The sequence below is a fragment of the Cupriavidus sp. 05L310 genome (genome assembly GCF_056398185.1).
In genome coordinates this window covers 1-25,867 of sequence record NZ_JBFTOX010000090.1, presented here as the reverse complement: position 1 = coordinate 25,867, position 25,867 = coordinate 1, and the positions used below count along the sequence as shown (strand labels likewise).

Below are 25,867 nucleotides of genomic sequence, written 5' to 3'. Positions count from 1 at the left end.
AGGTCCCAGAAATTCAGCGGCACATTGGCCGACAGGTCGGCGTAGTAGCTGTACTTGCTGTCGGCGAATCCGAACAGGTTGGTCAGCGCCTGCGAATACTTGAAGAACACAGGACCGTAGCCGGCGCCGACATACACTTCCGTGGTGTAAGGGCGCGTAAAGCCGCTCGGGTAGTCGCCCGGGTAGTAGTACTGCAGCACGCCGACGTCGTAGTTCCACTCCAGGCCGCCCAGCGTCACCGTGTTCTTGAAGCCGCCGTACAAGTCAATTTCAATCGGCGCCGAGACTTCCGGATTGCTGTCGCCCAGCCAGCTGATGCTCGAGTTCCAGTTGCCCAGGTAGAAGCCGCTCGAATGCGTGTAGTCGAACCCGCCCTGGATGGCCGGACGGCGGTTGGTCTGCATCAGGCCGCGGTAGCGATACTCGCTGGCCAGCGTCACGTTGGCGGTGAAAGCGTGCGGCGAGACTTCGGCAGCCGCCGCACCCGGCGCGCTCTGGGCAAATGCGGGGGCAGCCAGCAAGAGCGCGGCGCCGGAAAGGGAAACAGCAAGGGAAACGGCGCAGGCACGTGAAGCGCCAAGGCGAAAGGCAGTCATGGATAACTTGTCTGAAAGGTAAGACATCAATCGGTGGAAATCAGCGAACGCTCGCGCCGGCGATGGCCGCGCGACGACCGGAACAGTACGGGGTCGCGTCTCAAATCGGTGTCAAGAAAGCAGCAGTGCGCCAAGGGATGACGTAAAAATCCACGCGAGGCCGCCGGCGCGCGCGGACAACACGCAGCCAGGGACAGCAATGGCCGCGGCGCGGGCCCTGGGGACGCCGGTCATGCACCGCTCCGATAGCCGCCATGCGTTGGCCGTGCTGTTGCGCAAAAGCCGACCGGCCAGTCACCACGAAGCGTCAGATTCCTGTAAGCTGCGAAAAAATTGTGCGCTGCGTTCGGCCCTGGCCGTCCGCATGACAGGACACAAGGGCCGAGGACGTCAGCCCGCTAAAGCAGATCAGCGGCATTGTCAGAATGAAATGAATCGGTTCTGGTCAGGCGCGTTGCCTTGCCGTACACGTCGTACGACAAGTCTCGCCGCATCGCCAGAATCATTTTGACAGCGCCTCAAAGACGCCAGCAAAAGGAGAAATTGACGATGCACATCGGCATCCCGCAGGAGACGCGGGCAGGTGAGACTCGTGTCGCCGCCACCCCGGAGACGGTCAAGAAATACGTGACCCAGGGCCATCAGGTCATTGTCCAGTCGGGAGCCGGCGTGCGTGCCAGCCAGCCGGACTCGGCCTATGAGGCGGTCGGCGCCACCATTGGCACCGCGGCCCAGGCACTCGGCGCGCAACTGGTGCTCAAGGTCCGCGCCCCCGACGATGCCGAGCTCGCGCTGATGAAGCCCGGCGCCGCGCTGATCGGCATGCTCAATCCCTTCGACGCAGAGAACAATGCACGCATGGCGCGCGCCTCGCTGACGGCCTTCGCGCTGGAAGCCGCGCCGCGCACGACGCGCGCGCAGAGCATGGACGTGCTCTCCTCCCAGGCCAATATTGCCGGCTACAAGGCCGTGCTGGTCGCCGCCCACCACTACCAGCGCTTCATGCCGATGCTGATGACCGCCGCCGGCACCGTCAAGGCGGCGCGCGTGCTGATCCTCGGCGCCGGCGTGGCCGGCCTGCAGGCCATCGCCACCGCGAAGCGGCTGGGCGCGGTCATCGAAGCCTCCGACGTGCGTCCCGCCGTCAAGGAGCAGATCGAATCGCTGGGCGCCAAATTCCTCGATGTGCCCTTCGTCACCGACGAAGAGCGCGAGATCGCGCAGGGCGTGGGCGGCTATGCCCGCCCCATGCCGCCCGACTGGATGCGGCGCCAGGCCGAACTGGTGCACGAGCGCGCCAAGGCCGCCGACATCGTCATCACTACCGCGCTGATCCCGGGCCGCCAGGCGCCGGTGCTGCTCAAGGAAGAGACGGTGCAGGCGATGAAGCCGGGCTCGGTGGTGGTCGACCTCGCCGCGGCGCAGGGCGGCAACTGCCCGCTGACGGTGGCCGACGAGGTGGTGGAGCGCCACGGCGTCACGCTGATCGGCCACACCAACCTGGCCAGCATGGTGGCGGCCGACGCATCGGCGCTCTATGCACGCAACGTGCTCGACTTCCTCAAGCTTGTCATCGACAAGGAAGGCCAGTTCACGCTGAACCTGGAGGACGATATCGTCGCCGCCTGCCTGATGTGCAAGGATGGCCAGGTGGTCCGCGGCGCATCCTGAAGCGACAGCGGGCCCGCCGCGGCCCGGTCGCTTTAGAATGGTGCCAGGCGGTTCCGGCCAGGTGCACGGTAGCGCGCCTGCTGCTATCGGCCGGTACGGCCGGCACCCAGCCCCGGAACCATTCCAAGTGGCCCGTCAGGACTCAATTCCAAGGGCTTTCCTGCAAGCTCATCCAGCATCAACCAAGGACGTATCACCCATGCAACGCATCATGCTCCGCGCCAAGCTCCATCGTGTCACCGTGACACAGGCGGACCTCCACTACGAGGGATCATGCGGCATCGACGAGAATCTGCTCGAAGCGGCCGACATGAAGGAGTTCGAGAAAATCGAGCTGTACAACGTCAACAATGGCGAGCGTTTCTCCACCTACATCATCAAGGGCGTCCGCGGCAGCGGCGAGATCTCGCTCAACGGTGCGGCCGCGCGGCGCGCGCACCTGGGCGACCATCTCATCATCTGCACCTACGCGCCGATGAGCGACGAAGAGATCGCCACCTACAAGCCGAAGATCATCCTGGTGGACGACAACAACGCCATCAAGGAAATCAAGAAGGTGTAAGCGGATGAGGACATCGCGCCGGGAGCCAACGCCGGTGCGATGCCCGCATCCGGCATGCCATTTACTGATTCAGCCGTACCGTCGCCCCTGGGCTGAAGGTACCCGGGCGAAAGACGACAACGCGGCACCAGGCGGGGCATCGATGCAATAGGCGCTCACAGGCGCCTGGCCAGGCAAAAGAACACGGGATAACCGCGCAGCAAGGCATTCAAGCAACGGAGGAGAAGTCGATGGAAATGGTGAACCACACGGTGATCAACCTGATCATCTTCGTGCTGGCGATCTACGTGGGGTACCACGTGGTCTGGACGGTCACGCCCGCCCTGCACACCCCGCTGATGGCCGTGACCAATGCAATCTCGGCCATCATCATCGTCGGCGCCATGCTGGCGGCCGGCCTGACCGAGGGCCCGGTGGGCCGCACCATGGGCACGCTGGCGGTGGCGCTCGCCGCGGTCAATGTGTTCGGCGGCTTCCTGGTGACGCAGCGCATGCTGGAGATGTTCAAGAAGAAAGAACCCAAGGCCAAGGCCGGCAAGGGCCATGAGGAGGGCGCCAAGTGAGCATGAACCTCGTCACCCTGCTCTACCTGCTGGCCTCGGTGTGTTTCATCCAGGCGCTCAAGGGCCTCTCGCATCCCAGTTCCGCGCGGCGCGGCAATGCCTTCGGCATGATCGGCATGGCCATCGCCGCAGTGACCACGCTGGTGCTGATCGCCAAGCTCAAGAGCGAGTTCCTGGCCATCGGCGCGGGCCAGTCGTCGGTCGCCGAAGGCATGGCGCTGATCTTCGGTGCGCTGGTGGTTGGCGGCGGCATCGGCGCCTACGTGGCAAGAAAGGTCGAGATGACCAAGATGCCTGAACTGGTGGCCGCCATGCACTCGCTGATCGGTATGGCCGCGGTCTGCATCGCGGTGGCCGTGGTGGCCGAGCCGTCGGCATTCAGCATCACGCCGCCGGGCTCGCACGATATCCCGTTTGGCAACCGCATCGAGCTGTTCATCGGCTGCTTTGTCGGCGCCATCACCTTCTCCGGGTCGGTGATCGCCTTCGGCAAGTTGTCGGGCAAGTACAAGTTCCGCCTGTTCCAGGGTGCGCCGGTGTCCTTCGCCGGGCAGCATCTGCTGAACCTGCTGCTGGCGGTGGCCATGATCGGCTTCGGCATCATCTTCTGCCTGTCGCAAGACTGGCTGCCCTTCCTGCTGATGCTGGCGATCGCCTTCGTGCTGGGCGTGCTGATCATCATCCCGATCGGCGGCGCCGACATGCCGGTGGTGGTGTCGATGCTGAACTCGTACTCGGGCTGGGCGGCCGCCGGTATCGGCTTCTCGCTCAACAACCCGATGCTGATCATTGCCGGCTCGCTGGTGGGCTCCTCCGGTGCCATCCTCTCGTACATCATGTGCAAGGCGATGAATCGCTCGTTCTTCAACGTGCTGCTCGGCGGCTTTGGCGGGGCGCCCGCGGCGGCCGCTGCCGGCGGCCAGGCGCAGCGCAACGTGAAGTCCGGGTCGGCCGACGACGCGGCCTTCCTGATGGGCAATGCCGAGACCGTGATCATCGTGCCGGGCTACGGCCTGGCGGTGGCGCGCGCGCAGCATGCGCTCAAGGAACTCACCGAGAAGCTGGTCGAGAAGGGTGTGACGGTAAAGTACGCCATCCATCCCGTGGCCGGCCGCATGCCGGGCCATATGAACGTGCTGCTGGCCGAGGCCGAAGTCCCTTACGACCAGGTCTTCGAAATGGAAGACATCAACAGCGAGTTCGGCCAGGCCGATGTGGTACTGGTGCTGGGCGCCAACGACGTGGTGAACCCGGCCGCCAAGACCGATCCCGCCTCGCCGATCGCCGGCATGCCCATCCTGGAAGCCTACAAGGCCAAGACCATCATCGTGAACAAGCGTTCGATGGCCGCGGGCTACGCGGGCCTGGACAATGAACTGTTCTACATGGACAAGACCATGATGGTGTTCGGTGACGCCAAGAAGGTCGTCGAGGACATGGGCAAGGCCATCGAGTAAGCCAGCCGCAAAGGACGGAGACGGGCCCGCGCCTGTCTCCGCCGTCACCCCGGCGCGACACAGTCGCGCTTTTTTTCTGCCCCACCGCATGCCGGTTGCATGGAAGCGCGGGCACGCTATACTGATTTCCGGTCGCCGGCCATGGCACGCACGCCGGTCATCCGAACAGGGCCAGGTGTAGTCCAGCGCGGTGGGCCGCCCCGAACCGATCCGTCCCCGGCCTTGCCGAACCGGATCCCCAGCCGCGCCAAACCATCCGCCCGCCGTGTCCGCCGACACCGGAGCCGAAAGCAACATGACATTCAACCCCCAGGACAGGAATCTGTCGGTCTTCCATCACCCGATCCTCACGGTGCTTGTCGACGACAGCAAATCGTTTATCGACAGCCTGGCGTTCCAGATGGATCCGTCGCGGCCGGTGGTCACCTTCACCGATCCGCGCGAGGCGCTGCAATGGATCCGCGATACCTACACCACACGCTTCACCGGCTTCCTGCCGGTACGGGTGACGCATGACGACCTGACCTTCCTGACCGAGCGGCGCACCGTGCAGCTCGACATCGACCGCATCTACCGGCAGATCCACGACCTCAATCGCTTTGTGCAGCCGGGCGTGATCGTGGTGGATTACTCGATGCCGCAGATGAACGGACTGGAGTTCTGCCAGGCCCTGCAGGACCTGCCGTGCAAGACCATCCTGCTGACCGGTACCGCCGACGAGGGTATCGCCGTGCAGGGTTTCAACCACGGCCTGATCGACCGCTACGTCAAGAAACACGACAGCAATATGGTGGAGCGGCTGGACCAGGAGATCGACGCGCTCCAGCAGCAGTATTTCGCCACCCTCTCGCGCACGCTGCGCGACCTGCTGACGCGCCACTCGTTTTCCTTCCTGTCGGATCCGGCGATCTGCGAGCGCGTGCGGCAGATCACCGCGCGCTACGGCTTTGTCGAGTACTACCTCTACCCCAACCCGGCCGGCATCCTGATGCTGACGGCACAGGGCCAGGCCACGCTGATGGTGATCGAGACGCGCGCCGGACTGATCAACCAGGTGGAATCCGCGGAAGCCTACGATGCACCGGCGGCCCTGATCGAAGGGCTGCGTGAGGGCCGCATCGTGCCCTTCTTCTGGCCCGGCAACGGTATGTACACCCCGGCCTGCATCGACTGGGAGCAATACTGCCTGCCGGCCGAGCACTGCGAAGGGCGCGAGGACTATTTCTACGCGCTGTTCGACCTGCCGCGCCATTTGCTGCAGGAACCGGTGGTCAGCTTCCAGGGCTTCCTGGAGGACTTCGCCCGCCACCCCGAACGCGTGACCGGACGCGCGCCACGCTAGTGAGCAAAGCGCCGCGAGACCGGAGAGGCTCGCCCTCCGGTCCCGCGCTCGTCAGGCCGAAGGCTGGGCCGGCGCGTTGCGGTTGCCGCCTCGCACCATGTCGAAACGGAACAGCCGGCATTCGATATTGCCGTTGTAGAGCGGCGTACGGCGCGATTCCTTGAGCCGCAGCCGGCGCGGCAGCGACAGGTCGCCCGTAAACACCCATGCCTGCCAGCCCGCGAAATGCTGCTTGAGCGTGGTGGCGAAGGCGCTGGCGAACTGGTTGGCGGCCTCGTCGTCGATCTCGTCAACAGGCGCTTCGTCCAGCGGCCGGCGGCGTTCTCCCCGTACCGCGATCCGCTCGCCATAGGGCGGGTTCATCAGCAGCAGGCCGGAGGCAACGAACGGCGGTTGCGCGAAACGCGCATCCACCTGCTTCAGGCGTACCTCGCCCGGCAAGCCGGCGCGTTCCCAGTTGGCCTGCGACATGGACAACATGTCGGTGGAAATATCGCTGCCCGCGATCTCCAGGGGCTCGGACGCCACGCGTTTGCGCGCCGCCTCCTCGTCGTCCCGCGCAGCCGCTTTCAATGCATTCCAGGTCTTGATGTCGGCCCCCTTGAGGCGCTCGAAGCCAAAACCGCGGGCGGCGCCGGGCGCCAGGCCCAGTGCCACCTGCGCGGCCTCCACCAGGAAGGTGCCGCTGCCGCACATCGGATCATAGAACGGGCGTTCGGTCTGGCCGGGCACCCAGCCGGCCAGGCGCAGGATGCCGGCGGCCAGGTTTTCCTTCAGCGGCGCCTCGCCTTTCTCCAGGCGCCAGCCCCGCTTGAACAGCGGATCGCCCGAAGTGTCGAGATACAGCGTGCAGTCATGCTCCGTCAGGTGGGCATAGAGCCGCACGTCGGGATTCACGGTGTCCACGCTGGGACGCTCGCCCAGGCGCTCGCGCATGGTATCGCAAACACCATCCTTGATCCGCAGCGCGATGAAGTTCAGGCTCTGCAGTGGCGAGCGATGCGAGGTAACGTCCACCCGCAGCGTCTCGTCCGGCGAAAACCACTGATCCCAGCGCTGGGCGCGCACCAGGTCGTAGATATCGTCCTCACGCCGGTAGCCCCGGTTGGCCACCCGCATCAGCACCCGGCTGGCAATGCGCGAGTGCAGGTTGACGACGTAGGCCGCAGGCATCTCGCCGGAGAAAGTGACGCCACCCGGCATTTCGCGATGGACCTGGATGGGTGCGAGCTTGGCCAGTCCGGGCCGCGCCGCGATCTCGTGCAACTCTTCGGCGAGTGCGCTCTCAAGGCCGCGCGGGCAGGAGGCAAAAAAGGCTTGGGACATGGCTTGGGAATTCCTGCAAACAAAAACGTCCGCCGTGGCGGACGGGGTCGGATAGCGCGCAGTGTACCGCGCCCGGGACTTCAGGTCGCCGCGAGCGCGCGATCGAGGAAGTCGAGACGGTCCTGGCCCCAGTAGGGCTGGCCCTCATAAACGTACCACGGCGCGCCGAACGCGCCAGCGGAAATCGCATCCTGCGTGTGCTGTGTATATGCGGCCTGCACTGCCTGGGCATCGCTCGCCTTGAGCAGCGCCGCGCCATCCAGCCCGATGCCGTCGGCCAGCTGAGCCAGCGTGGCGGCATCGGCGATATTGCGTTGCTCGGCCCACAGCGCGCGGCCGATGACGCCAACCAGTTCCATCGCGCGGGTGGTGCCGTGCGCCAGTTGCACGGCGATCAGCAGCTTGCTGGCGGCATCGCCGGAGACCGGGAAAAAGGCCGGCTGCGGGTTGAGCGGCACGCCCAGGAATTCGCTCCAGCGGGCCAGTTCGATCAGGCGGTAGGCCTGGCGCTGCGGCGGCCGCTGCGCCAGCGGCAAGCCGCCCGAGACGGAGAACACGCGGCCCAGGTCGCAGGGCTTGAGATTGACCTGCGCGCCATGCCTGGCCGCGATTGCGGCAAAGCGCTCGTGGCCAAGGTAGACGAAAGGCGATTGCGGGGTGAGGTAGTAGTCGACCTGCTTGCTCATCATGTCCTCTGGACGGGGTGTGGGGCGAGACAACGGCGCCTGGAACGAGGGGGAATACGAAGTGGATACGATACGGGAAAAACGCCGGAACCTGCCGGACGGCGCCCGTCAGAACGGCTTGACCACCACCAGGATCACCACCGCCAGCAAGACCAGCACCGGCAACTCATTGAACCAGCGATAGAAGGTATGCGAACGCGTATTGCGGCCGCCTTCGAACTTCTTCAGCAACACGCCGCAGCCATGGTGATAGCCGATCAGCACCAGCACCAGCGCCAGCTTGGCATGCATCCAGCCCTGGCCCGGACCGCGCCCGATGCCGTAGCCGACATATAGCCACAGCCCGAACACCAGCGCGGGCACCGCCAGCATGGTCATGAAACGGTAGAGCTTGCGTGCCATCAGCAGGAGGCGCTGCACGCCGGCAGGCTCGCGCTCCATGGCGAGATTGACGAAGATGCGGGGCAGGTAGAACAAGCCGGCGAACCAGGAAACGACGAAGACGATGTGCAGCGCTTTGACCCAGAGCATCAGGCGTTCTTTTGTGGTTGGGTTCCCGCGGGAACGGTGGGGATGCGAAACGGAAGCCGCCGGCGATCGCCGGCGGCGGGCCAGGACCAGCCGCATGGCCAGCCCTGCCCTTGCCCGCTCAGGTACGGATCTCGCCGTGCCCGAACACCACGTATTTCAGCGAGGTCAGGCCTTCCAGCCCAACCGGGCCGCGCGCGTGCAGCTTGTCGTTGGAGATGCCGATCTCGGCGCCCAGGCCGTATTCGAAGCCATCGGCAAAGCGGGTCGATGCATTGATCATCACGCTGGCCGAGTCGACCTCGCGCAGGAACCGCATGCCGGCGCTGTAGTTCTCGGTGACGATGGAATCGGTGTGCGCCGAGCCGTAGGTATTGATGTGCGCAATCGCCTCATCGAGCCCCGCCACGGTGCGGATCGCCAGCACGGGGGCCAGGTATTCCAGGCGCCAGTCTTCCTCGGTGGCATCGGCCAGGCCGGTGAAGCCGGCGGTTTCCAGCGTGGCGCGGGTGGCGGCGCAGACGCGCAGCTCCACGCCTTTTTCCTGGTAGATGCGGCACAGCGGCGGCAGCACCGCGGCCGCGATGTCGCGCGCGACCAGCAGCGTCTCCATGGTATTGCACGGTGCGTAGCGCTGGGTCTTGGCGTTGTCGCAGATGCGCACCGCCTTTTCCAGGTCGGCGGCGGTATCAATGAAGACGTGGCAGATACCGTCCAGATGCTTGATCATCGGCACCCGGGCTTCTTCCATCAGCCGTGCGATCAGGCTCTTGCCGCCACGCGGCACGATCACGTCGACGTATTCGGTCATGGTGATGAGCCGGCCCACGGCGGCGCGGTCGGTGGTCGAGATCACCTGCACCGCTTCGGGCGGCAGGCCGGCGGCGGCCAGGCCCTCGGCCACCAGGGCGGCCAGCGCGGTGTTGGAGTCGATGGCTTCGGAACCGCCGCGCAGGATAGTGGCGTTGCCCGACTTCAGGCAGAGCGCGGCGGCATCGATGGTCACGTTGGGCCGCGACTCGTAGATGATGCCGATCACGCCCAGCGGCACGCGCATCTGTCCCACCTGGATGCCGGTGGGGCGGAATTTCATATTGCTGATCTCGCCGATCGGGTCCGCCAGCGCGGCGATCTGCTCGAGGCCGGCGGCCATGGTGTCGATGGCCTTGTCAGACAGCGTCAGGCGGTCGATGAAGGCAGCGTCCTGGCCGTTGGCGCGGGCACGCTCGACATCGCCGGCATTCACCGTCTTCAGGTGGGCGGCGTCGCGACGGATGGCCGCGGCGATGGTCAGCAGCGCGCGATTCTTGTCGGCGGTGGAGGCGCGCGCCATGGCGCGCGAGGCGGCGCGGGCCTGCTGGCCAACGCGGTCCATGTACTGCGTGAGATCGAGCTCGTTCATATTCCTGGCCAGGCGATCCGGCCCTCAATGCTTGGTTTCTTGTCGGCAACGGCTGGCAAAATCCTGCAATGCAGGCAGATGCGAACCGTCGCGCGCTGCTGCGCCGCCGCTTACCTGGCGATGGTGAGTGCCAGTTGCAGCAGGCCATCCCAGGGTTCGGCCGGCATGCCTTCGGCGCGCAGGCCCTTGACCTGCCGGTCCAGTTTGGCGGCCATCCCCAGTGCGGATTCGAGTTGCGCCAGCGAGAGGCGCTGCGCGGCCTGCGGTACCAGCTTCTCGCGCACGCCCCAGACACGCAGTTCGCGCATCAGGACGCCGCTCGGCTTGCCTGCCGCCAACCCTTGCCGGACCTTGGATAATACGCGAATTTCCTCGGTCAGCGCCCACAGCACCAGCACCGTGGCCTCGCCCTCGCCGCGCAGCCCTTCCAGCATGCGCACCAGCCGCGGCACGTCGCCGCCGAGCATGGCTTCGGAGAGCTTGAAGACGTCGTAGCGGGCCACATTGAGCACCGCATCGTGCACCTGCTCGAAGGTCAGCGAGCCGGCGGGATAGAGCAAGCCAAGCTTCTGGATTTCCTGGTGGGCGGCCAGCAGGTTGCCTTCGACCTTGTCGGCGATGAACTGCAGCGCCCTGCGCCCCGGCTCGCCGGGCTCAACGCGCTGCTGCTGCAGCGCGAGCCGCTCGCCGACCCAGGCCGGCAGCCGGCTGCGGTCGATGGAGTCGACCTTGATTGACACCCCGGCGGCGTCCAGCGCCTGGAACCAGGCCGATTTCGCCGTAGCGAAATCCAGCCGCGGCAGCGTGATCAGCATGACCACGTCCGGCGAGGGATGAGCGGCCACGGCGCGCAGCGCCTCGCCACCGTCCTTGCCGGGCTTGCCGGAGGGAATCCGCAATTCGACGATCTTGCGGTCGCCGAACAGCGACATCGATTGCTGCGCCTGGACCACCTGACCCCAGTTGAAGCCACGTTCGGACGACAGCACCTCGCGCTCCGTGAAGCCGGACTCGCGCGCCGCCTGGCGCAGGCGGTCGACCGCCTCCAGCACCAGCAGGTGCTCGTCGCCGTGCACCACGTAGAGCGGCGCCAGGCCGCGTCCCTTGGCCGTGCGCAGGTGCGCTTCGAGTCCGTCGAGCTTGAGCTGCATGCGGTGCGCTTGTTCCTCTGTCCTTGCCGTGTCGGGTTCTCTGGGCGGCGCTTGCGCGCGGCTCAGATCGTCTTGACCGCGCTCAGCCGGCGAATCAGCTGCTGCACGATATCGCGCTGCATATCGCGGTAGAGCTGCTGCTCTTCGTAATCCTTGGCCAGCGCGTTAGCTTCGTTGTAGGTCAGGTCACGCGTGAGCACCAGTTGCGAAGGCGCGATCAGCTCCTGGCCCCCAGCATCGCGCAAGCGGAAGGTGAAGCGCTGCGTCAGGCGGTATTCGCGCACCACGCCGGCAGTGGTGATCGACAACACGGTCTTGGTACGCGTGTCCTGCAGCACATCGAGCAAGGCATCCGCGTCTTTCGGATCAGACACGATCTGCGTGTCCGAGCCGTTGCGGATGGCGCGGCGCAGATCGGAGCCCATCAGCGTATTGGCCGGAATGCTCAGGTAAAGCCGCTTGAAAGCAAAATCCGCATTGCCGCGCATGTGAAAGCCGCAGCCGCCCAGCAGGCTGGCCGCCAGCAGCGCGGCCAGGACCTTGCGGCGGCCCTGCCTCGGTCGATCCAGCTTCTGTCCATCCATATGGGCAGCTCCCTTGTAGGCTTGGTCAGCGCTCTTTAAAGCACCACGTTGACGAGGCGGCCCGGGACCACCACGATCTTCTTCGGCGCAGCGTCGTTGGCGAACTTGGCAACGATCTCGCTGGCGGCGGCCATGGCCTCGATGGCGGCACGATCGGCATCCGCCGGCACCGTCAGGCTGCCGCGCACCTTGCCGTTGACCTGCAGCACCAGTTCGAGCTCGCTGCGCACCAGCGCGGCTTCATCGACCTGCGGCCAGGCGGCGTCGAGCAGGTCGCCGTACTGCGTGGCGTAGCCGAGCTCCTGCCACAGCCCGTGGGTCACGTGCGGCACCACCGGGTACAGTACGCGCAGCAGGATGCCGAAGCATTCGCGGCGCGCGGCCGGGGAAGCCTGCTTGGCGTCCTCCAGCGCGTTGAGCATCTTCATGGTGGCGGACACCACGGTGTTGTACTGGATGCGCTGGTAGTCGTAGTTGGCCTGCTTGAGCACGCCGTGGATCTCGCGGCGCAGCGCGCCATCGGCGTCGCCCGACGTCGCGGCATTGCCGGCCGCGGCAATCGCCCCGGCATTGGCATAGCCGTAGTTCCACACGCGGCGCAGGAAGCGCGAAGCGCCTTCCACGCCCGAGCCGCTCCACTCGAGCTGCTGCTCGGGCGGCGCGGCGAACATGACGAACAGGCGCGCGGTGTCGGCGCCGTACTGGTCGATCAGCGCCTGCGGGTCGATGCCGTTGTTCTTGGACTTCGACATTTTCTCGACACCGCCGATCACCACCGGCTGGCCGTCGGCCTTGAGGACGGCGCCCAGCGGGCGGCCGCGCTCATCGGTGCTGACCTCGACCTCGGCCGGGTTGTACCAGGTCTTCTTGCCGGCCGCGTCTTCGCGGTAGTACGTGTCATTGAGCACCATGCCCTGCGTGAGCAGGTTGGTGAACGGCTCATTGAACGTGACCAGGCCCATGTCGCGCATGACCTTGGTCCAGAAGCGGGCGTACAGCAGGTGGAGGATCGCGTGTTCGATGCCGCCGATGTACTGGTCCATCGGCATCCAGTAGTCGTTGCGGCCGTCGACCATGGTGGCCGCATCCGGGCAGGTATAGCGCATGTAATACCAGCACGAATCGATGAAGGTATCCATGGTGTCGGTCTCGCGACGCGCCGGCTTGCCGCACGACGGGCAGGTGCACGCGAGGAAACGCGGATCCTTGGCCAGCGGGTTGCCGGTGCCGTCCGGCACCAGGTCTTCGGGCAGCACCACCGGCAGGTCCTGCTCGGGCACCGGCACCACGCCGCAGTCCTCGCAATGGATCAGCGGGATCGGCGTGCCCCAGTAACGCTGGCGCGAGATGCCCCAGTCGCGCAGGCGCCAGGTGATCTTCTTCTCGCCCAGGCCCTTGGCGCCGAGGTCCGCGGCAATGGCTTCCACCGCCGCCTGGTAGCCGAGGCCGTCGTACTTGCCGCTATGGATACAGGTGCCGTGCTCCTTGTCGCCGTACCATTCCTGCCAGGCTTCAGTCGAGAAGGCCTGGCCCTTGACGTCGACGACTTGCCTGATCGGCAGGCCGTACTTGTTGGCGAAGGCAAAGTCGCGTTCGTCATGCGCGGGCACGCCCATCACGGCGCCGTCGCCATAGCTCATCAGCACATAGTTGCCGACCCAAACCTCGACCTGCTCGCCGGTGATGGGGTGCACCACCTTCAGGCCGGTGGGCATGCCCTTCTTTTCCATGGTCGCCATATCGGCTTCCATGACCGAGCCGTGCTTGCACTCGTCGATAAAGGCGGCCAGCTCGGGATTGGCGGCGGCGGCATGGGTGGCGAGCGGATGCTCGGCGGCGACCGCGCAGAAGGTCACGCCCATGATGGTGTCCGCGCGCGTGGTGAACACGTAGAGCTTGCCGTCGCCGATCAGCTTACCGTCATCGTCGGCGATGGCATGCGGGAAGGCGAAGCGCACGCCCACGCTCTTGCCGATCCAGTTCTGCTGCATGATCTTGACGCGCTCGGGCCAGCCCAGGCTGTCGAGATCGCCGAGCAGTTCCTCGGCGTAGTCGGTGATGCGCAGGTAGTACATCGGGATCTCGCGCTTTTCAACCAGCGCGCCCGAGCGCCAGCCGCGCCCGTCGATGACCTGCTCGTTGGCCAGCACGGTCTGGTCGACCGGATCCCAGTTCACCGTACCGGTCTTGCGATAGGCAATGCCCTTTTCCAGCATCTTGAGGAACAGCCACTGGTTCCAGCGGTAGTAGTCCGGGCTGCAGGTGGCAACCTCGCGCGACCAGTCGATGGCCAGGCCCATCGACTGCATCTGGCGCTTCATGTAGGCGATGTTGTCGTACGTCCAGGCCGCCGGCGCCACGCCGTTATTGAGCGCGGCGTTTTCCGCCGGCATGCCGAACGCATCCCAGCCCATCGGCATCAGCACGTTGTGCCCGTTCATGCGCAGGTGGCGCGCCATCACGTCGTTGATGGTGTAGTTGCGCACATGCCCCATATGCAGCTTGCCCGACGGGTACGGCAACATCGAGCACGCATAGAACTTGGGCTTCTCGCTGCCGTCGGCCAGCTTCGCCTCTTCCGATACGCGGTAGGCATCAATGGCTTGCCAGTGTTGCTGGGCGGCTTGTTCAACGGCTGAGGGAAGGTATTTGTCTTGCATATTCAGGACAACGGCAACTGCGTTGGCGTGCGAAAAGCGTGGAAAAGATAAGCGGCGGGCTGCCTTGCGGCGCCCGCCTGCGCTGGAACGGCGAAAGTGCCGATTATAACCGTCGGGGCTGACGTCGCAGGACGGACCCGGCGCCTTACTTCAGGCCCAGTACGTCCTGCATGTCGAACAGGCCGCTGGGCTTGTCGGCCAGGAAGCGCGCGGCGCGCAGCGCGCCGTCGGCATACGACTGGCGGCTGGACGACTTGTGCGTGATCTCGATGCGCTCGCCAATGCCGGCGAACATCACGGTGTGGTCGCCCACGATGTCGCCGCCGCGCACGGTGGCAAAGCCAATGGAGTTGGGATCGCGCGGGCCGGTATGGCCTTCGCGGGCAAAGACGCCGCAGGTATTCAGGTCGCGGCCCAGTGCCTTGGCCACCACCTCGCCCATCGCCAGCGCCGTGCCGGACGGCGCGTCCACCTTGTGGCGGTGGTGCGCTTCGATAACTTCGATGTCGTAGCCCGATGAAAGCAGCTTGGCGGCCACTTCCAGCAGCTTGAAGGTGGCGTTGACGCCAACGCTCATATTGGCGGCGAACACTACGCCGATACGCTTGGCAGCCTCGGCCACGGCGGCGCGGCCGGCGTCGTCAAAGCCAGTGGTGCCGATGATCATCTTCACGCCAAGGCGCGCCGCCACCGCCAGGTGCGCCAGCGTGCCCTCCGGCCGTGTGAAGTCGATCAGGCAGTCGGCACCGGCGAGGGCGGCTTCGATGTCGGCGGTAATCGTCACGCCGGTCGTGCGGCCCAGCAGCAACCCGGCATCCTGGCCCAGGGCCGGCGCGCCGGGCACATCCAGCGCACCAGACAGGGTCACGCCTTCAGTGGCGAGTACGTGTTCGATCAGCATGCGGCCCATGCGGCCGGAGGCACCTGCGATGGCGATATTCATGGCGTGTCAGCAGTCAAAAATAAGCCGGCCGCGTGGGCGGCCGGCATTGTCGGGCCAAACGGGTCAGTGGGTCGGGCTGGCAGCACCGGTCTCCGCGGCAGCCGACGATGCGGCCGCCTCGACGGACTTGCCTGCCGCCGGAGCGGTGGCGGCATCGGCTGGAGCGGCGGCTTCATTGGCCGCCGCGACGGGGGCGGCCGGGGTTGCCGCGGCATCGGAGGCCGGAGCGAGCGCATCGGTTTGCGGCTTCGGCGTCACTGCCTTGCCTGCCTGCATCGCTTTCATACCGTCGATTTCGGCGATCAGCTCGTATTCGGACGGCAACTCGTCACCGCCGAACTTGACGAGCTTGTCGCCATCGAAGAAGACCGTATAGCGACGTTGTTGCACCACCGGCGTATTGCCACGGCGGAACGAGAACACGTAGTCCCAGCGGTTGCCATGGAACACATCGGTCAGCAGCGGCGTGCCAAGCAGGAACTTGACCTGGTCGCGCGTCATGCCCTCGCGCAGCTGCGCGGCGGCTTCGCGCGAGACAAAGTTGCCTTGCACAATGTTGATACGATACGGCGTGATCGCGTTGGCGACCTTGCGCGACGTATTGTCATAGGTGGAGCACGCTGCCGTTAGCAGGGCAGCAGCCAGCACAGTAGTAACCAGCGTCGGACGCATGGCGGACGAACGGAATGAACGCATGTATCTCGCTTCTAGAAGGGAGAGAAAAGTGCCGATCCAGGCTCTAACGGGATATACCACGAGCCGGCTGCGGCGATAGAGCATCGCGAGCGCAGCCCAGGGAGGGTGGCCGCACCCCAGGTAACCGCCGGGGCGACTTTTGCCGCCAAAACCCTTATGATTCAACTATCCAGACATTGTACTCTAGGGAGTCACGCCCATGCCGAGTCCGGCGGACCTCAAAAATATCGGTCTTAAAGCGACCGTACCGCGCCTGAAGATCCTCGAGATCTTTCAGACCAGCGAGCAGCGCCACCTGAGCGCGGAAGATGTCTATCGCATCCTGCTCAACGAACAAATGGACATTGGCCTCGCTACCGTCTATCGCGTGCTGACTCAATTCGAGCAGGCGGGACTGCTGTCGCGCAACAACTTTGAATCCGGCAAAGCCATCTTCGAACTGAACGAGGGCAAGCACCACGACCACCTCGTGTGCATCGACTGCGGCCGCGTGGAGGAATTCTACGATTCCGAAATCGAGCGCCGCCAGCAAAGCATCGCCAGCGAACGCGGCTTCGCGCTGCAGGAGCACGCACTGTCGCTGTACGGCAACTGCACCAAGACTGACTGCTCGCACCGCCCGAAGCGTTAGCGCGCCGGCCACGACAACATAAAAAAACCGGCGCTCGCGCCGGTTTTTTTATTCTCAGGCCAATCTCAGGTTTCCTGCCGGTCCTGTTCGGCAACGATATGCAGGCCGCGCGCGGTGGCCGGCACGCCGACGAATTCGCCCACGACCTGGCGGAACAGCCCGCGCGCCCACACCAGCATGGGGTGGGTGTTGCGGCTGCGGTGCCAGAACATGTTCAGGCCCAGCGTGGTATTGAGCTCGGCCGGCAAGGGGAAGGCCTTGAGCCCATAGGTCTCGCAGGCCATGTCCTTGGTCAGCGCATTGACCGTGAAGATCATGTCGGTCTGCGCGGCCAACTCGGATTGCGCGCGCCAGGAATGCACCGTCAACGTTGCATTGCGCTTCAGTCCGCGCTGCTGCAGGGCGTAGTCGAGCGGGATCAGCGACGGCGCCGGGCGGCCATTGCCGCCCGAGTGCGCCATGAAGATATGCCCGCAATCGAGATACTGCTCGAGCGTGCAGGTGCCCTTGAGCACCGGATGGTTCTTGCGCGCACAAACCCAGAGGTTGAGCGAGGTAACCATCTCTTCCACGATCTCAGGATGCCGGGTCGGGAACGGCGAGAACGCCAGATCCAGCTCATTGCCGCGCATGGCGGCAACATCCGACTCCCAGGAATGCGATTCAACCAGCTTGATATGCAGTTCCGGCGCCAGTTGCTTGATGCGCAGGATGAAGCGGTTGAAGACCGTATCGCCCAGTTCGGCTGCAAAGCCGATATTCAGGGTGCCGGTGGCTACCGCGGGATCGAAGTTATCGGCGTCGCCCTCGTTGATCGAGGACCACAGATCCAGCATGTCGCGAATCTTCGGGCCCAGTTCCAGGGCTCGCGGCGTCGGCGTCAGGCCGTGCGGCACGCGGATGAAAAGAGGATCGTCAAAGATCTCGCGCAGGCGACCCAGCGAATGCGAGACCGCGGGCGCGGTCATATGCATTTTTTCCGCGACATAGGTCGCGTTTCGCTTGCTGAGCAACTCGGTAAAAATCACGAGCAGCTTGGTATCCACATTCACCATGATCTCGCCCAGGTTGGATTGGAGACTGCGAATGACTGGATCGTCACTTGCATTGGCTGCAAATCAGTATTTTCTAGCACTTTAGCAGTGTAAGAGCAAAGGCGGGAACGGAACAGGTATTCCGGGCCCGCCCTGGCTTTCCGGCCTGTGCGGATCCGCCTGCACACAGGCGGACAAAAAGCGGCATTCCGTGGAATGCCGCTTTTCTCGGCGCTAGCCAATCTGTTCCGACAAAGTTACTTGGCGACCACGCGGGCCATTTCCAGTACCTTGTTGGAATAGCCCCACTCGTTGTCGTACCAGCTCACGATCTTGACGAAGGTCGAGTCCAGCGCGATGCCGGCTTCCGCGTCGAAAATCGAGGTACGCGCATCGCCGCGGAAATCGGTGGCGACCACCTTGTCTTCGGTGTAGCCCAGCACGCCCTTGAGCGCGCCCTGGCTCTGCGCCTTCATTTCGGCGCAGATCTCGGCGTAGGTTGCGCCCTTTTCCAGCTCAACGGTCAGGTCGACCACCGACACGTCGGAGGTCGGCACGCGGAACGACATGCCGGTCAGCTTCTTGTTCAGCTCGGGGATCACCACGCCCACTGCCTTGGCGGCGCCGGTGCTCGACGGGATGATGTTTTCCAGGATGCCGCGGCCACCGCGCCAGTCCTTGTTGGACGGGCCGTCAACGGTCTTCTGCGTGGCGGTGGTGGCGTGCACGGTGGTCATCAGGCCGCGCTTGATGCCCCATTTGTCGTTCAGCACCTTGGCGACCGGCGCCAGGCAGTTGGTGGTGCAGCTGGCGTTGGAGATGATCGCCTCGCCCTTGTACGTGTCGTGGTTCACGCCGTACACGAACATCGGGGTGTCGTCCTTCGACGGGGCCGACATGATCACCTTCTTGGCGCCCGCGTCGATATGCTTCTGCGCGCCTTCCTTGGTCAGGAAGATGCCGGTGGACTCGATCACCACGTCGGCGCCGATCTCGCCCCACTTCAGTTCGGACGGGTCCTTGACGGCGGTCAGGCGGATCTTCTTGCCGTTGACGATCAGCGTGTTGCCGTCGACCGACACTTCGCCGTCGAAGCGGCCGTGCACCGAGTCGTACTTCAGCATGTAGGCCAGGTAGTCGGGCTCGAGCAGGTCATTGATGCCAACGACTTCGATTTCCTTGAAGTTGGCGGCGGCTGCGCGGAACACCATGCGCCCGATGCGGCCGAAGCCGTTGATGCCGATCTTGATGGTCATGTTTATCTCCTGAGTAGGCTAACGATCGATGGATGCGGGAAAGCGTCTGCCGGCCCGCGCGGCCAACTCGACCGCTGCTCGGGCCGGGGAATACCTGTTACTGACCGAGCGTGTCGCGCACGGTGCGCACGACGTTCTCGACCGTGAAGCCGAAGTGCTTGAACAATACGCCAGCGGGAGCCGATTCGCCGAAGGTGTCGATGCCCACCACGGCCTGGACCTGGTATTTCCACCAGAAATCCGTCACGCCGGCTTCCACCGCCACGCGCGGCACGCCTGCCGGCAGCACCGATGCCTTGTAGGCGGCATCCTGCTTGTCGAACACCGTCGTCGCCGGCACCGAGACCACGCGCACGTGCACGCCGTCGGCGGCCAGCTGGTCGGCAGCGCCCACAGCCAGGCCCACTTCCGAGCCGGTGGCGATGATCACGGCATCCGGACGGCCGGTCCTGGCATTGGTGCCGTCGCGCAGCACATAGCCGCCGCGCGCGATATTGGCGCGGGTCGCATCGTCGCGCTTCTGGAACGGCAGGTTCTGGCGGCTGAAGATCAGGCAGCTCGGCCCATTCTCGCGGCGCACGGCCTGGGCCCAGGCCACTGCGGTCTCGGTGGTGTCGGCGGTACGCCACACGTCCATGTTGGGGATCAGGCGCAGGCTGGCAACGTGTTCGATCGACTGGTGGGTCGGGCCGTCTTCGCCCAGGCCAATGGAGTCGTGGGTGAACACGAACAGCGTGCGGATCTTCATCAACGCCGCCATGCGCAGCGCGTTGCGGCTGTAGTCCGAGAAGGTCAGGAAGGTGCCGCCGTAGGGAATGTAGCCACCGTGCAGCGTGATGCCGTTCATGATGGCGCTCATGCCGAACTCGCGCACACCGTAGTTGATATGGTTGCCCCAGGCATCGGCGCGCACTGCCTTGCTGCCCGACCAGTTAGTCAGGTTGGAGCCGGTCAGGTCGGCCGAGCCGCCCAGGAATTCCGGCAGCACCGGGGCGAGCGCCTCGATGGTGTTCTGGCTGGCCTTGCGGGTGGCGATCGTTTCGGCCTTTTCCTCGCACTTGGCCAGGAATGCGTCCACGGCAGCGTCGAATGCGCCGGGCAGCTCGCCACGCATACGGCGCTGGAATTCGCCGGCTTCATACGGGAAACGCTCGGCATAGGCCTCGAACAGCGCGTTCCAGGCCTTCTCCAGCGAACCGCCGCGGGCCTTGCCATCCCATGCCGTATAGACTTCGGCCGGCAGTTCGAACGGTGCGTGGGCCCAGCCCAGCGCTTCACGCGTGGCCAGGATCTCAGCGCCGCCAAGCGGCGCACCATGCACATCGTGACCACCTTCCTTGTTGGGCGCGCCCTTGCCGATCAGGGTACGGCAGCAGATCAGGGTCGGACGATGGCTGAACTTGGCTTCGGCGATGGCTGCGTCGACGGCGGCGGCATCATGGCCGTCCACCGCGCGAATCACATTCCAGCCATAGGCTTCGAACCGCTTCGGGGTATCGTCGGCAAACCAGTGCACGACATCGCCGTCGATCGAGATGCCGTTGTCGTCCCACAGCGCGACCAGCTTGTTCAGTTTCAGCGTACCGGCCAGCGAACAGGCTTCGTGGCTGATGCCTTCCATCAGGCAGCCGTCGCCCAGGAACACATAGGTGTGGTGATTGACGATATCGAAGCCGGGACGGTTGAATTCCTCGCCCAGCAGGCGCTCTGCCAGCGCCATGCCGACTGCGTTGGTGAGGCCCTGGCCCAGCGGGCCGGTGGTGGTCTCGACGCCCGGCGTGATGGCGTATTCCGGGTGGCCGGCGGTCTTGCTGTGCATCTGGCGGAAGTTCTTCAGCTCTTCCAGCGGCAGGTCGTAGCCGGTCAGGTGAAGCAACGCATAGAGCAGCATCGAGCCGTGGCCGTTGGACAGCACGAAGCGGTCGCGATCAGCCCACTGGGGGTTGGTCGGGTTATGCTTCAGATGGCGGCCCCACAGCGCCACCGCGATATCCGCCATACCCATCGGCATGCCTGGGTGGCCTGAATTGGCCTGCTGGACGGCGTCCATGGCCAGGACGCGGATGGCGTTGGCCATGAGTTGGACGGGCTGCGAAGCGTGCGGACTGGCGGCGGGATGAGCGAGGTGAGACATGCGGCGGGAACCTGGCGGCGGGAAAAGCGCGATTTTACCAGAAGGAAAGGCCGAATCCGGGCACCCGGCGGCCCCGGCCGGCGGCCATCTGCAATGGACCGAATGGCTCTCCCCCGGCATCGGCACCACCCTGGGCCAGATTCGGCTGCTGGCGGCGGTGCGCTCGCCGTACCAGCAGATCGAGATTGGCGAGAATGCCCGCTTTGGCCGGATCTTCCGCCTCGATGGCCGCGTCATGTGCGCCGAAGCGGATGCCTTTATCCAGCATGAACTGATGGTGCACCCCATGGCCGTGGCTCATGGCGCGGCACGTTCGGCGCTGGTGGTCGGCGGCGGCGACGGCGGCTCGGCGCGTGAACTGCTGCGCCTGCCATTCATGCGCGAAGTGGTGGTGGCCGAACTCGATCCGGAGGTCGTGACGCTGGCCCGGGCCTGGCTCGATGGTATCCACCAGGGCGCCTTCGACGATCCGCGCGTGCACCTCGCCATTGGCGATGCCTTGGGCTTGATGGAAGCCTTCGGCCGTGCCGGGCGGCGGTTCGACCTGATCGTGTTCGACCTTACGGAGGCCGACGATGGCAGCCCGGCGGCGGCCCTCTTCTCCGCCCACGGCCTGCAAGCCGCCAGGCGCTGCCTGGCGCCGGGCGGCGCGCTGTCCCTGCAACTCGGCCCGCCGGAGCACCGCCCCGACCCGGTTCGCGTGCTCTGCGCAAGATTGCGCCAGTGCTTCGCCCAGGTCCAGCCCCTCAGCGCCTTTATCCCGGTGCACGGTGCATCATGGGCCATCGCGCTGGCCAGCGACGCGCTGGACGTGCGCGGCACCGGCACCGCGCTGCTCGGCGAGCGGCTGCGCGCCTGGAAACTGGAACGGACCCTGCGCTGCTACCACGCGGCGCTCCACCCGGCCTTGTTCACCCTTCCCCGCCACCTGCAAGCGCTTTTCGACAGCGCCGGCGCACCCGCGTAAGATGCTCATTCGCACCGCGAGTCTTGCCGCCGCGGCAAGCCCCGCGCGGCTTCCCGTAACCAGGAGACGATCATGACAAGACCGGCCAACACCCCCTGGCTCACGCCCTACCTGACGGTGGGCAACGGGCGCAGCGCGCTCGACTTCTACCACCGCGCCTTCGGTTTCAGCGCGGGGAACGTGGTCGACGAAAACGGTGTGCCGACCCACGCCGAGATGCACTACCGGGGAGAACTGGTGGTGATGTTCGCGCCCGAAGGCGCCTGGGGCAGTACCGCGCGTACGCCCAGCTCGCTCGGCGTCGAATGCCCGCAGACGTTCTACGTGTACTGCGACGATGTCGATGCCATGTACGCGCGCGCTGTCGCCGCCGGCGCGGTCAGCCTGATGGCGCCCGACGACCAGTTCTGGGGCGACCGCTATTGCATGGTCAAGGATCCCGACGGTTACCGTTGGGGATTCGCCAAACCGTTGGACAAGGCCGCCGGCGAAGATAAGGACGGACCCACCTGATGCCGCCGCGCTTTTTTATCGATTCCGCTCTGGCCACCGAGACCGACATGCCACTGCCCGAAGCGGTAGTGCGGCATGTCCAGGTACTGCGGCTCAACCCGGGCGACGACATCACCCTGTTCGACGGGCGCGGCGGCAGCCATGCCGCCACCCTGGTCGAGATTGGCAAGCGCCATGCGCTGGCGCGAATCCGCGACCACGATCCGTCTGAGGCCGAGCCACCCTTCCGCGTCACGCTGGCGCAAGGACTGGCCGGCGGCGACAAGATGGACTGGCTGATAGAGAAAGCCGTCGAGCTCGGCGTGGCGGCGATCCAGCCGCTGCAGGCGGCACGTTCGGTGGTCCGGCTCTCGGCAGAGCGCGCGCAGAAGCGCCACGCGCACTGGCAGGCGCTGGTCGAGGCGGCATGCGAGCAATGCGGACGCAATCGCTTGCCCGAGGTCGCACCGGTGGCTAACTTGGAATCATGGCTGGGGCTGCAGGCGAACCCGGCGGCGGCCCGGGGCGCACGGTTGCTGATCACGCCGCGCGCCTCGCAGTCGCTGGTATCGTTTGCCGCGGAGCAGCGTGGCGCGCTGCTGGACACCGGCGTGACGCTGCTGATCGGACCGGAAGGCGGACTCGCGCCGGACGAGGAAGCTGCGGCGCTGCACGCAGGTTTCACGGGCGTGTCACTCGGGCCGCGCATCTTGCGTACCGAGACTGCCGGGCTCGCTTGCCTGGCCGTGCTCAACGCGGTATTGGGCGGATTTTGACGGCATCCGGGCTATCCCGGCCCGGCGCCACACTCACCGGAAGGAGTCGATCATGGGACTACTCGATAGCGTGCTGGGCGGAGTGCTCGGGCAGCGCGGCGGCGGCGAAAGCGGCGCTGGCGGCCTGAACCCGAAGATGATGATGGCGCTCGGGCTGCTGGCCATGCTGGCGATGCGCCATAAAGGCGCCGAAGGCAGTCCCGGGGCGGAACATGATCCGGCCGATCCGGCCGCCGGCGTCGGTGGACTTGGCGGGCTTGGCGGCCTCGGTGGGTTGCTCGGCGGGCTGTTGGGTGGTGCGGGTGGCGGCGCCGCGGCTGGCGGCGCGCCTGGTGGCCTCGATCTCGGCGGATTGCTGGGCGGCCTGCTTGGAGGCCAGGGGCAGCAGGGCGCTGGCGACGCGCCCGCACTGGGCGCGGCGGCGGGCGGCATCGGCGCCTTGCAGCAGGTCCTGGCGCAGGCTGGCCTGGGCGAGCAGATCAATTCCTGGATCGGCACCGGGGCCAATCAGCCCGTCTCGCCGTCCGCGCTGGCCGGCGCCCTCGGCGGCACTGGCGCGCTGGAGAGCCTGGCCAATTCGACCGGCATGTCACAGGATGATGTAGCCGCCCACCTTAGCGAAGGTTTGCCGGAACTGATCGACAAGCTCACGCCGCAAGGCCAGATGCCGCCGGCGGCATAACACCGGCGCCGCGCCGGCAAAGCAAAAGGCCCGCTGCAAGCGGGCCTTTGTCATCCTGTTTTTCCTGTGGGCGGCGGGCGCTCAGGCGAAAGAGTAGAACACGCGGAACTGCACCTTGCGCTCGGCCCAGAACTCGGCAGCGTCGCGGAAGACATCGAGCAGGACCTCGCGCCCTTCCTTGTCGAATTTCTGCGCGATGGGCAGGCCTTCCAGCACGATCACGAAACCGGGCTGCGCGCCCGCCTTGTGGATCAGGTCGGTCAGGCAATCGGCCAGCGCATCGAAATTCTTCCCGAAATGCTTGGGAAACAGGAAATTGGTGGCGATGGTTTCCAGCACCTCTGCCTTGCTCTGGCAGTGCGCGCAGTTCGCGTAGAGGAAATGCTGGCCCAACTCCGCCGCCGCCTGTGCAAGCTCGGGCACGCGAAACGCGCGAATCGACTGGACGATGTTCGGACGCACCGTCTTGAACAGGTTCATGGCTCCCTCTTGGCTGCCGTCAGTGCCGGCTGCGGGAACGGGTGCGAGCGGCGGTTGGTGCGAGAGCTCGTTGCGAGGCATCATCAACACGTTGTCGTAAAGATTCTGGGCCTGGGTCTGGGCCCGGTGCCAGCCATCTCCGGCGCCGCGCTCTTCGCGGGCGGCAAGGGCGTCGCCCAATCCGAAAATGTCAGTCATCATTTGGCTATCCGTTTGAAACTGTTGTAGTGGTCGTCCGTGTAATAACAGTCGCTGGTGGCGCGTTGATCACCGCCACATACGATCCGCCTTGCTCCTCGATTCCGGCTGTTTGTTTTCACCGTGTATTCGCGGTAATAACCGCGCGACCTTTGCGGCAGGACGCGCTCGTAGTTGCCGAACCTCGAACCATCCTTGGCGTAGAGAAACGGGCCACCCGCTTCGATACGTTCCAACGTCAACTGTGCCTCGTTGGGCAACTGCTGTACCGCGATGGTTCCCGTGCCATCATCGATCGCCTGACGCGCCAGCACAGGCTGGGCCAACGCGCACGAAACCGCCACGCCTGCCAGCACCCGGCTTGCCACTCGCGCCAGACCGGCGGCTGAAATCCATTGTGATGCGCGCTGCGTCAAAGGAATCTGGGAACCCACGTTGCTTGTCTTGATCTGGGGGCGCCAACAAAATTGGCAAGGGATCGTTGCGCGGCTGCCACGCCACCTCAACTGCCCTTTGTGCCTGCACCCCGGACGGCCTGCGCGAATACCGGCGGCATCGTTGCGAGTAACGAGCGCCTACTTCAAAGGCATAAGGTTACGCCCATGCCAATAAATAATCAATCCCCGCCCCCCAGGCGGGTGGAAAACTTCAATTGTTTCAATGTGTTAATAGGATGTGTGCACACACTGACCACCTCGCGCGAGCGATAAAAAAGCCGGGCAAGCCCGGCTTTTCAAGACTGACAGCGGCTTAGCGCTTGGCGGCCGCGTCAACCACCACCAGCGACGTCATATTGACGATACGCCGCACCGTCGCCGACGGCGTCAGGATGTGCACCGGCGCCTTGACCCCGAGCAGGATCGGTCCGATCGCCACATTGTTGCCCGCCGCGACCTTGAGAAGGTTGTAGGCGATGTTGGCCGCATCGATGTTCGGGCACACCAGCAGGTTGGCTTCGCCCTTGAGCGCGCCGTCCGGCACCAGCGTGTCGCGCAGCTTCGGGTCGAGGGCGCAATCGCCGTGCATCTCGCCATCCACCTCGAGTTCCGG

At 65.3% G+C, this 25,867-nt stretch carries 26 protein-coding genes; 10 read left to right on the top strand and 16 right to left on the bottom strand.

Going from position 1 to position 25,867, the window contains the following annotated elements; translation table 11 throughout:
- A partial coding sequence (locus AC1DS6_RS39570; protein WP_477104541.1) for a TorF family putative porin occupies window positions 1-596 on the bottom strand: 596 nt, incomplete at its 3' end.
- A gap of 549 nt (window positions 597-1,145) precedes the next feature.
- On the opposite strand from AC1DS6_RS39570, the gene AC1DS6_RS39565 reads away from it, so the two are divergent.
- From AC1DS6_RS39565 to AC1DS6_RS39545, 5 genes are all read left to right on the top strand, one after another.
- Complete coding sequence (locus AC1DS6_RS39565; RefSeq protein WP_276288798.1) at window positions 1,146-2,267, top strand: Re/Si-specific NAD(P)(+) transhydrogenase subunit alpha; 1,122 nt, start codon at window positions 1,146-1,148, stop codon at window positions 2,265-2,267.
- Window positions 2,268-2,466: 199 nt separating this feature from the next.
- A complete protein-coding gene (gene panD / locus AC1DS6_RS39560; RefSeq protein ID WP_276288797.1) occupies window positions 2,467-2,829 on the top strand; it encodes an aspartate 1-decarboxylase in 363 nt (120 codons plus the stop codon).
- Window positions 2,830-3,059: 230 nt separating this feature from the next.
- Window positions 3,060-3,392: an NAD(P) transhydrogenase subunit alpha part 2 gene (locus AC1DS6_RS39555; RefSeq protein ID WP_045240719.1), complete on the top strand. Its 333-nt coding sequence runs from the start codon at window positions 3,060-3,062 to the stop codon at window positions 3,390-3,392.
- Window positions 3,393-3,394: 2 nt separating this feature from the next.
- Complete coding sequence (locus AC1DS6_RS39550) at window positions 3,395-4,849, top strand: NAD(P)(+) transhydrogenase (Re/Si-specific) subunit beta (RefSeq protein ID WP_276288801.1); 1,455 nt, start codon at window positions 3,395-3,397, stop codon at window positions 4,847-4,849.
- Window positions 4,850-5,144: 295 nt separating this feature from the next.
- Window positions 5,145-6,191 carry a response regulator gene (locus AC1DS6_RS39545; RefSeq protein WP_428180365.1) on the top strand — a complete coding sequence of 349 codons (1,047 nt, stop codon included), beginning with the start codon at window positions 5,145-5,147 and terminating at the stop codon, window positions 6,189-6,191.
- Between the two features lie 51 nt (window positions 6,192-6,242).
- On the opposite strand, the gene AC1DS6_RS39540 is transcribed toward AC1DS6_RS39545, so the two are convergent.
- The 9 genes from AC1DS6_RS39540 to AC1DS6_RS39500 all read right to left on the bottom strand — a co-directional run bounded on the left by AC1DS6_RS39540 (window position 6,243) and on the right by AC1DS6_RS39500 (window position 16,167).
- Window positions 6,243-7,517, bottom strand: a complete 1,275-nt coding sequence (locus tag AC1DS6_RS39540) for a THUMP domain-containing class I SAM-dependent RNA methyltransferase (protein WP_477104540.1) — start codon at window positions 7,515-7,517, stop codon at window positions 6,243-6,245.
- Window positions 7,518-7,597: 80 nt separating this feature from the next.
- The gene (locus tag AC1DS6_RS39535) at window positions 7,598-8,203 is read right to left on the bottom strand and encodes a 2-hydroxychromene-2-carboxylate isomerase (protein WP_441635136.1); all 606 of its coding nucleotides are present in this window, start codon (window positions 8,201-8,203) and stop codon (window positions 7,598-7,600) included.
- Between the two features lie 108 nt (window positions 8,204-8,311).
- Window positions 8,312-8,734 carry a CopD family protein gene (locus AC1DS6_RS39530; protein ID WP_441635125.1) on the bottom strand — a complete coding sequence of 141 codons (423 nt, stop codon included), beginning with the start codon at window positions 8,732-8,734 and terminating at the stop codon, window positions 8,312-8,314.
- A 118-nt stretch (window positions 8,735-8,852) separates the two neighbouring features.
- On the bottom strand, window positions 8,853-10,133 hold the full coding sequence (locus AC1DS6_RS39525) for a glutamate-5-semialdehyde dehydrogenase (protein ID WP_441635123.1): 1,281 nt from the start codon (window positions 10,131-10,133) through the stop codon (window positions 8,853-8,855).
- Between the two features lie 110 nt (window positions 10,134-10,243).
- A complete protein-coding gene (gene holA, locus AC1DS6_RS39520) occupies window positions 10,244-11,284 on the bottom strand; it encodes a DNA polymerase III subunit delta (protein ID WP_441635121.1) in 1,041 nt (346 codons plus the stop codon).
- 62 nt (window positions 11,285-11,346) lie between these two features.
- Complete coding sequence (locus AC1DS6_RS39515; protein ID WP_477104539.1) at window positions 11,347-11,868, bottom strand: LPS-assembly lipoprotein LptE; 522 nt, start codon at window positions 11,866-11,868, stop codon at window positions 11,347-11,349.
- Between the two features lie 35 nt (window positions 11,869-11,903).
- Window positions 11,904-14,528 (bottom strand): leucine--tRNA ligase, encoded by a 2,625-nt coding sequence (gene leuS / locus AC1DS6_RS39510; RefSeq protein WP_441635117.1) that lies wholly within the window; start codon window positions 14,526-14,528, stop codon window positions 11,904-11,906.
- A 145-nt stretch (window positions 14,529-14,673) separates the two neighbouring features.
- Window positions 14,674-15,471, bottom strand: coding sequence for a 4-hydroxy-tetrahydrodipicolinate reductase (dapB, locus tag AC1DS6_RS39505; RefSeq protein ID WP_441635115.1), 798 nt, complete (start codon window positions 15,469-15,471; stop codon window positions 14,674-14,676).
- A 63-nt stretch (window positions 15,472-15,534) separates the two neighbouring features.
- Window positions 15,535-16,167, bottom strand: coding sequence for an outer membrane protein assembly factor BamE (locus AC1DS6_RS39500; protein ID WP_441635113.1), 633 nt, complete (start codon window positions 16,165-16,167; stop codon window positions 15,535-15,537).
- A gap of 199 nt (window positions 16,168-16,366) precedes the next feature.
- Between AC1DS6_RS39500 and fur the strand changes: the two genes are divergently transcribed.
- Window positions 16,367-16,798 carry a ferric iron uptake transcriptional regulator gene (gene fur, locus AC1DS6_RS39495; RefSeq protein ID WP_045240729.1) on the top strand — a complete coding sequence of 144 codons (432 nt, stop codon included), beginning with the start codon at window positions 16,367-16,369 and terminating at the stop codon, window positions 16,796-16,798.
- A gap of 65 nt (window positions 16,799-16,863) precedes the next feature.
- On the opposite strand, the gene AC1DS6_RS39490 is transcribed toward fur, so the two are convergent.
- The 3 genes from AC1DS6_RS39490 to tkt form a co-directional block, all read right to left on the bottom strand.
- Complete coding sequence (locus AC1DS6_RS39490) at window positions 16,864-17,853, bottom strand: LysR family transcriptional regulator (protein WP_045240730.1); 990 nt, start codon at window positions 17,851-17,853, stop codon at window positions 16,864-16,866.
- Between the two features lie 236 nt (window positions 17,854-18,089).
- A complete protein-coding gene (gene gap / locus AC1DS6_RS39485; RefSeq protein WP_045240731.1) occupies window positions 18,090-19,088 on the bottom strand; it encodes a type I glyceraldehyde-3-phosphate dehydrogenase in 999 nt (332 codons plus the stop codon).
- Between the two features lie 97 nt (window positions 19,089-19,185).
- Window positions 19,186-21,222, bottom strand: a complete 2,037-nt coding sequence (gene tkt, locus AC1DS6_RS39480) for a transketolase (protein WP_477104538.1) — start codon at window positions 21,220-21,222, stop codon at window positions 19,186-19,188.
- Between tkt and AC1DS6_RS39475 the strand changes: the two genes are divergently transcribed.
- The 4 genes from AC1DS6_RS39475 to AC1DS6_RS39460 all read left to right on the top strand — a co-directional run bounded on the left by AC1DS6_RS39475 (window position 21,221) and on the right by AC1DS6_RS39460 (window position 24,139).
- Window positions 21,221-22,189 (top strand): spermine/spermidine synthase domain-containing protein, encoded by a 969-nt coding sequence (locus AC1DS6_RS39475; protein WP_441635106.1) that lies wholly within the window; start codon window positions 21,221-21,223, stop codon window positions 22,187-22,189. The two genes, tkt and AC1DS6_RS39475, sit on opposite strands and share 2 nt — an antisense overlap.
- A gap of 72 nt (window positions 22,190-22,261) precedes the next feature.
- Window positions 22,262-22,702: a VOC family protein gene (locus tag AC1DS6_RS39470; protein WP_441635104.1), complete on the top strand. Its 441-nt coding sequence runs from the start codon at window positions 22,262-22,264 to the stop codon at window positions 22,700-22,702.
- The gene (locus tag AC1DS6_RS39465) at window positions 22,702-23,457 is read left to right on the top strand and encodes a 16S rRNA (uracil(1498)-N(3))-methyltransferase (protein WP_441635102.1); all 756 of its coding nucleotides are present in this window, start codon (window positions 22,702-22,704) and stop codon (window positions 23,455-23,457) included. The genes AC1DS6_RS39470 and AC1DS6_RS39465 overlap by 1 nt, the downstream gene beginning before the upstream one ends.
- Window positions 23,458-23,509: 52 nt before the next feature.
- Window positions 23,510-24,139: a YidB family protein gene (locus AC1DS6_RS39460; RefSeq protein WP_441635100.1), complete on the top strand. Its 630-nt coding sequence runs from the start codon at window positions 23,510-23,512 to the stop codon at window positions 24,137-24,139.
- 81 nt (window positions 24,140-24,220) lie between these two features.
- Here AC1DS6_RS39460 and AC1DS6_RS39455 read toward each other — a convergent pair whose 3' ends face one another.
- From AC1DS6_RS39455 to AC1DS6_RS39445, 3 genes are all read right to left on the bottom strand, one after another.
- On the bottom strand, window positions 24,221-24,820 hold the full coding sequence (locus AC1DS6_RS39455) for a barstar family protein (protein ID WP_045240736.1): 600 nt from the start codon (window positions 24,818-24,820) through the stop codon (window positions 24,221-24,223).
- Window positions 24,817-25,161: a ribonuclease gene (locus AC1DS6_RS39450; RefSeq protein ID WP_441635134.1), complete on the bottom strand. Its 345-nt coding sequence runs from the start codon at window positions 25,159-25,161 to the stop codon at window positions 24,817-24,819. The genes AC1DS6_RS39455 and AC1DS6_RS39450 overlap by 4 nt, the downstream gene beginning before the upstream one ends.
- Window positions 25,162-25,567: 406 nt before the next feature.
- Window positions 25,568-25,867 (bottom strand): phosphate acyltransferase (locus tag AC1DS6_RS39445; protein ID WP_477104537.1); only part of this gene is annotated, 300 nt, incomplete at its 5' end.